This is a genomic window from Phormidesmis priestleyi ULC007 (assembly GCF_001895925.1).
GTDB lineage: Bacteria > Cyanobacteriota > Cyanobacteriia > Leptolyngbyales > Leptolyngbyaceae > Phormidesmis_A > Phormidesmis_A priestleyi_A.
Map to the genome: position 1 here is coordinate 41,737 of NZ_MPPI01000038.1, position 6,671 is coordinate 48,407.

Here is a 6,671-nt window from a genome sequence, read left to right on the forward strand (position 1 = left end):
AAACCCCTCACGCTTTGCTAACAGTCCCTTCGCTCTCGGAGGTTTCATGAGTGTCATTTGGATCAGTTGGCTCTGGAGATGGGGTTTGGTTGGTGGCATCAGCCGTAATTTGAGCCGAAGGCAGATGAACAAATATGTCTACTCTAGGTTGAGGCTCTGTTGAAGCGGGAGAAACAGTAGCTCCAGCTTGATTTGGCGGTGGAATTTTGTTTAAACCGTCCGGCGACTCCGCGAGATTGTTCTCCTGTAAGTTCACATCTCGACCTGCCTGAATTCCCTTTGCAAGTACATACGAAGCACTACTGATACCTAGTAAACCCAGTATCTCTGGGGGTATCTTTGTAGGAAATGCAGGCCCGTCCCGTCCGCTAACAATGATTAGGACTAAGCTCATGGAAATGATGAAGGTAAAAATTAGAAACTGAAAACGTGCCAGACTTGCATCACCTTTTTCGTCACTAATTACTTTTTCAAGATTAATTCCTTTGGGCTTATACCATTCCTTTCTTTCCTTGTCGTACTTCGGTCTACTGTTTGTTCCCACCCAGATAAACTGTAAAATGAGGATCTCCAAAGTTAGGATAAAGAGAGCAACTATCCAGCCGATCGCTAGTCCTAAAAAAGCAAAAGCTGAAGAAATAGATATATTAAACACGCGATGTTCTCCTATCTTTCAAAATCGAGAAGAGTTTATTCCAGAGATAAATGAGGTTGCTTCCACCTAATATCAGGAGAAACTCTGGAGGAATCGTTGGTAGCTCACCTGAGTGAAGGCTATATTTAACCTGAATCAAATAGTAAGCAACAAATGCCAGCGTGAGAATAATCACTTGAGCTTTCTCCCAACTGTAAGTTTGGCTCCTATTTCCCTCAAGAAACAGACCTTTTGTGTTGATTTTTCCTGTCAAAATCAAGTAAAATATCAACGATGCCAGACTTACTAACAAGAACCAAACCTCAAATTGCATAATTGCAGATAAACTGGAAAATCCATCTTCTATGTTCACTTAAAGCCTCCTCTCTGTATGACAAAACTTGTCTGGTTATTGCATAAGCGGTAGCACTTACTCGCTTTTTTAATCTCTATTTGAGCTGATAACCATTCGTGAATTTGAGGTAGGGGTGATCGCTCTTCAACTCGTTAATTGGTGAAGAGCGATCACACACTTTCTTTAGCTGAGTCTGCTGTGTAGGTTGGGTTGGCGAAAGGAACCCCAACATTGCCACTCACACAGAGAAGAATGACTTAACTTAACTGCTCTTCTTTAAAGATAGTGACGATCGCGCGCTAGTTTCAACTCAAGCATTCCCTTAAGGCAAAGCCTCACGATAAGTCTTAGCCATATTATGGTTATAGGAAACACTACCTCGCTGATCAGTAAAGTACAGCGACATTCCAATATGCTGATATAGTTGTTTGCGTGGCACTGTATTGGTAAGAAATCGAGTTTCAAGCTGCCGCAGAGATTTGGCTGTTTCAAATCTTCCAGGAGAAAGCCGACTCAGCATTTCTTCATCACTTGCATCATCATCGTTAACCTGACCACGAAACTCAGGCTTGAGCATATCTTCTCCAATGAGCTTAGTAGTTGCTGGTGGCACAGTGGGAACAATATCTTCACTGTTAGCAATTCGGAAACATTCCAAACCTGTGAAATGGGCAGCAAACGTTGGATCGCCTACTCTGGGGCTGGCAAATGTATACAGAGTGGGTTGTTTGAAGCTTGTAGCATTTTTTATATGAAGCGTTGCCAGTGTCGCTAAAGCACCGCCTAAACTGTGTCCTGTCACGAATACTTGAGAACCTGGGGAACAGGCGCTCAGTGTATCGAGAACAACCTTGCTTATTGAGGCGTGTTCGACTGGTGAAATAAGAAATTCAGGATGTTCTGCATTAGGACGGGTGTAGATTTTATTGAATCCTCGACCAACCCATCCTAAGTTTTCGTCCCACAGGAACGGAACTTGTCTATTTTGAAAGTCGCTGATCCATTCTGACTCTTTCTGTGTTCCTCTAAATACAACAAAAATCTCAAAGGTGCCGTTCTCAAGCTGTCGTTGAGCGATGAAGCCAAAGGGCACTTTTTCAGGTTGCAGCATCCAAAATCCCGTGTAGTAAAATGTATTGAGGATTTTGTATTCGACTTTTCCGGTCTGTGCATCAGTCGCATTAAGATTGAGCGTTGTAGAGCCTGTTAACACTCCTGTTTGTCCAGGGTCAGGTAGCCAGGTTTGACCTGCCTGATGAGAGTCATACTGCTGATAGGCGCGCTCAATCAAATTGGCAAGTTCCATTGCTCGAAGGGAGTCGAATTCGGAGTTTGCAGGAATTTGGAGTTTGTTCATGAGTTAGAATTCCGTAGCGTATGTGTGTGAACATTGTTGATTTTGATCACAAGTGACGATCGCAAATCTATCCAATACTCAATCAATGCAGAGGATGAGTGCGATCGCTCCTCAACTTGTTAATTGGTGAAGAGCGATCGTAAAACTCTAATTGCCCCTTATGGAACAACTAACGTCGCATGCTCATTACTTGGCAAGTGAATGATGTCCAGTTCAACACCGAGTGGGAATACATGAACACCTTTGATGACAATCCGATAGTCTGTTGATTGTCCTTTATGAGCAACAATCATTTGGATGAGTTTATCCATGATGAAATCTCCTGTTGGTTGATTTGTTGAGTGCGATCGCTCTTCAACTCCTTGAGGGATAAAGAGCGATCGCAGATTTGGTTTGCAATAGTTACACAACTATTACTTTCGGGGAAAATGCGCCCATACTCTACCGTTAGGACCAGCTAACGTATTCATCAGATCGTATGAGTAGGTTAGATTAGCACCCCGGTGTGGCTCTGCTGCTGAGTTGTGCTCGTAGAAAGGATCATTGCCGGGTGACCAGAAGATTTCTCCGTTTGGATCTTGAACGATAAATCCTTCGGAGTTATAGCCTGAGAGAACGATAATGTGTCCACTAGGAGTGTAATCTCCTGGGCAGATCACGGGATTGCCACTAGCAAGATGCCGCTTGATTTCTTTCCAGGTTGCTGTAGTTACAAACTCATTTTCAAGACCATACTCTTGAAGGAGTTTAACTAGATGTGTATGATTGTAGCGATCTAAACCCTGACTCTCTATCCATAGATACAATTCATCTTCAAAACTAGCGCCTTGTTTACGTTGCTTGATTCCATGAAACTGAAGAATCATTGCACAGCAGGTAACGTTACATGTAGTTGTTGGTGCAAAACGATTATCAAGTTGGTCGAGATGTTTAACATCAAGCCTAACCTCTGCTGGGAACGGTTCTTCTTGAGATGCTAGTGAAGTAGTCACGGTTAATTTAACTGTGTCTGCAATCACATCAACGTGATCTGCGAAAGCAAACCATGTGTTTAGCCCTTTGAATGCAGTATCTTTGAAGGCAACTTTGATGTGATTGTTAGGGGCATCTGACTCTGAATGAAGAGCCAGAATTGTTCCCGCAGTCAGAAATTGTTTCTCGTCATCAGGAAGTGTAGAAGCTTGCTCCGGGCTTTGCTTGAGAAATGTGTCTTGAAGAATTTTAAGTCGTGACATAGTTGTTCTCCATCGATCTTTGTGACTGGACAAATGCAGTTAGACGAATAAGCAGATTTAGGGAGACAAGAACAGCTTTCTCTCCGCAGTTCTCCTTCTAACTAAACCTGGCAGAGCTTCCCCTCCGCCAAAAACGAAACGGAGGATTTGATCGGCTGCTCCTTGATAGTCTTCATCGTTCAGAAGCTTTCTCAAGGTAGAAGCTTCCAGAGTTCCTGCCCCTAAATTGAAAGTAAAGCTAACAAGAGCAGCAAACTGGTTATCGTCTAATGGAACGGTAATCAACTCACTTACTGCATCTTCAGCCGTTGCCAAATCGCGTCTGAGCAGATCTTCTGCCTCCTGAAGTGTGATGACTTTGATGTCAACATCACTTGGCTTTACAGAATCAATGTTTCCAAATCCAATTGTTGCAACACCAACAGGATCAAAGTAGGCTGTTACATTTCCATCTGGGACGGACTGACCTTTTTGGGGACCCGATTGAAATACCCCACGGTGATAACCTTCAAATTCTTTGATGAGATCTAGCCCTGCCTGGTTAATCCTTCGGCTCTGTGAGGAAAAAGCCTGAGTTGCCATTAGGACATCAAAATAAATCCCAGCCGTTTGTGGACCGATGACACCCTTTAGCACTCCAGAATCACCGAGCTTACGTGCAGCCTTGAAAGCACTTACTCCATTCGCTGAGAAATCCAAACCTTTGCCGTCGCAAAATTGAATGAACTTATCTAATGTGGTGCGACCCACGACTCCAGGTACATCTAACTCCAATCTTTGCTTGAGTGTGTTGAACTTATCGACAGGTAGATTCACCAAAATATCCAAGGCATGGCTTTCTTTTTCAGACAGAGAACTTCTGTCGAGACCTTGTGTCGTTACTGTTGCCATAGCTTCATCTCCAGATTCTTGTACTGAAACACATTGAGTTCTGCTGAATGTAATCTAGCTTCCGTTCATAACCTTCGTCAGTCGGGAAAAGGTCGGATAAAGGTCGGATAAAAGTCAGATAAAGACCAGCAAATTTACCAGCAAGCCTGATTAAATTTAGAAACAGGTTGAGAAAAATTACTGAGAAATTTGCCGGAAGGCAGGCTTCTAAAGCTGAATCTCTTCATAGAGATAAATTTCGGCTTTGGAAGCGGGTAACTCAACTGGAAGAAATCAGGGGTCGATCGCTACAACACCAAAAATCTAGCAGAGCACTTGTTCTGCTACCGCATTGAGTCCGTTCGCCTGAGGAGATTGGGGTCGTGACCGTTGAAAAAGGACTAGAGCTTATTGAGCAGGTTTTACCAAAGGGACAGTTAAGCAAAGTTCAGGAAGTTGTGTTTCGGCACTCATGGGAAGGTCAGTCTTATAAAGAGATTGCCGAACAGTTTGATTACAGCCTTGGTTACATCAAGGATACAGGTTCTGACCTCTGGAAACTGCTCTCTGATATCTTGGGAGAGAAGGTGACGAGGCGCGACTTTCAAGTTGTGCTGAAGCGAGTCATGAGGCAGCAGCGATCGAACAATGAAGAGGTAGGAGGAAATACCTATACTCCTATGCACAACAATGCTACATATACCCCACACCTCACCTCTCATCAAGACTGGGGCGAAGCGATCGATGTTTCTATCTTTTACGATCGCACCCACGAATTAGCTCAACTAACCCAATGGATTCAGCACGATCGCTGCCGTTTAGTGACCATTCTGGGCATGGGTGGAATGGGCAAAACGTCTCTGTCTGTCAAATTAGCCGAGCAGGTGCAGAACGAGTTTGACTATCTAATTTGGCGCAGTTTACGTCATGCTCCATCGCTGCAAGAATTGTTAGCCGACCTGATTTCCTTGCTCTCAAATCAGCAGGAAGTGAAGTTACCAGAATCGGTTGACAGCCAGATTTCGTGCTTGATGAACTATCTGCGCCAGCATCGCTGTTTGCTGGTGTTGGACAATGTGGAATCAATTCTTCAGAGCGGTGAACGGACTGGACGCTATCGTCAAGGCTACGAATCTTATAGTCAACTGCTTGAACGGGTGAGTGATGGGCGGCATCAAAGTTGTTTGGTGTTGACTAGTCGAGAGAAGCCAGCAGAAGTCAGCATTCGAGAAGGACATACTCTACCTGTCCGATCGCTGCAATTAACGGGGCTGCCACTCTTAGAAGGACAAAAGATTCTGAATGAGAAGGGATTATTCGATGCAAACTGTCAACCACTGATTGAACACTATAGCGGCAACCCTCTGGCACTTAAAATTGCAGCCACAACCATTCGATCGCTGTTTGACGGCAATATTGAGGCTTTCTTGACGCAGGGAACGGTTGTCTTTGGCAACATTAGTGAGCTACTCGACCAGCAGTTCAACCGTCTCTCAGATTTAGAACAGCAGGTGATGTACTGGTTAGCGATCTCCCGTGAACAGGTGACACTGGAGGAATTGCGAGATGACATTGTGCCCAAAGTCTCACAGCGGAAATTGTTAGAGGCTTTATCGTCATTGCAGGCACGAAGTCTCATAGAGATCAATGCTGTTGGTTTCTCCCAACAACCTGTGGTGATGGAATATCTGACCGAGCAGTTGGTGAGACAATTCTACTACGACATTTCTGCTCACAAATTGACTTTCTTCAACCGTTACGCTTTAGTCAAGGCGCAAGCAAAAGATTACATTCGAGAAGCCCAAATCCGTTTGATTCTGCAACCTGTTAAAGACAAGCTGCTGTCAGCATTTGAAAATCAGCAGAACCTCGAAAATCACCTCAACCGTCTATTAGTTGCTCCACACAACGAATTGTTGGAAAGTGGCTATGGAGCCGGGAATTTGCTGAATTTGTTCTGGCAACTGCACAGTGATTTGAGCGACGCAGAGAGCACGTTACACGATCGTGACTTCTCAAATCTAACGATTCGCCAAACATACTTACCGGAACGGAGGGTTCGGGAACCCTTAAAGCCCCTAGCTTCAGATATGGGGATGTACAAGGGGTTCCCGCGCCGCTGTTAGGCGGCAGAGTCCGACACTTCTAGAAATCTTCACAAAATCATCCCCCTTTTTGTCGTACATTTGCATTAGTGGACAAGGTAATCAACCACTTAAA

General features: G+C 44.3%; 7 protein-coding genes. 1 reads left to right on the forward strand and 6 read right to left on the reverse strand.

Going from position 1 to position 6,671, the window contains the following annotated elements:
* Positions 1 to 7 precede the first annotated feature (7 nt).
* From BRW63_RS21855 to BRW63_RS21880, 6 genes are all read right to left on the reverse strand, one after another.
* Positions 8 to 655 carry a hypothetical protein gene (locus BRW63_RS21855; protein WP_073074512.1) on the reverse strand — a complete coding sequence of 216 codons (648 nt, stop codon included), beginning with the start codon at positions 653 to 655 and terminating at the stop codon, positions 8 to 10.
* Positions 648 to 1,007: a hypothetical protein gene (locus BRW63_RS21860; protein ID WP_073074513.1), complete on the reverse strand. Its 360-nt coding sequence runs from the start codon at positions 1,005 to 1,007 to the stop codon at positions 648 to 650. The genes BRW63_RS21855 and BRW63_RS21860 overlap by 8 nt, the downstream gene beginning before the upstream one ends.
* A gap of 304 nt (positions 1,008 to 1,311) precedes the next feature.
* Positions 1,312 to 2,346 (reverse strand): lipase family protein, encoded by a 1,035-nt coding sequence (locus tag BRW63_RS21865; RefSeq protein ID WP_073074514.1) that lies wholly within the window; start codon positions 2,344 to 2,346, stop codon positions 1,312 to 1,314.
* A 158-nt stretch (positions 2,347 to 2,504) separates the two neighbouring features.
* On the reverse strand, positions 2,505 to 2,657 hold the full coding sequence (locus BRW63_RS28520) for a hypothetical protein (RefSeq protein WP_181314456.1): 153 nt from the start codon (positions 2,655 to 2,657) through the stop codon (positions 2,505 to 2,507).
* A 102-nt stretch (positions 2,658 to 2,759) separates the two neighbouring features.
* Positions 2,760 to 3,581, reverse strand: coding sequence for a C39 family peptidase (locus BRW63_RS21875; RefSeq protein WP_073074516.1), 822 nt, complete (start codon positions 3,579 to 3,581; stop codon positions 2,760 to 2,762).
* Positions 3,582 to 3,638: 57 nt separating this feature from the next.
* Entirely contained in the window at positions 3,639 to 4,472 is an 834-nt protein-coding gene (locus tag BRW63_RS21880) for a lysozyme (protein ID WP_073074517.1), read from the reverse strand.
* Positions 4,473 to 4,834: 362 nt separating this feature from the next.
* On the opposite strand from BRW63_RS21880, the gene BRW63_RS21885 reads away from it, so the two are divergent.
* Positions 4,835 to 6,577, forward strand: coding sequence for an NB-ARC domain-containing protein (locus BRW63_RS21885; protein WP_073074518.1), 1,743 nt, complete (start codon positions 4,835 to 4,837; stop codon positions 6,575 to 6,577).
* Positions 6,578 to 6,671 lie beyond the last annotated feature (94 nt).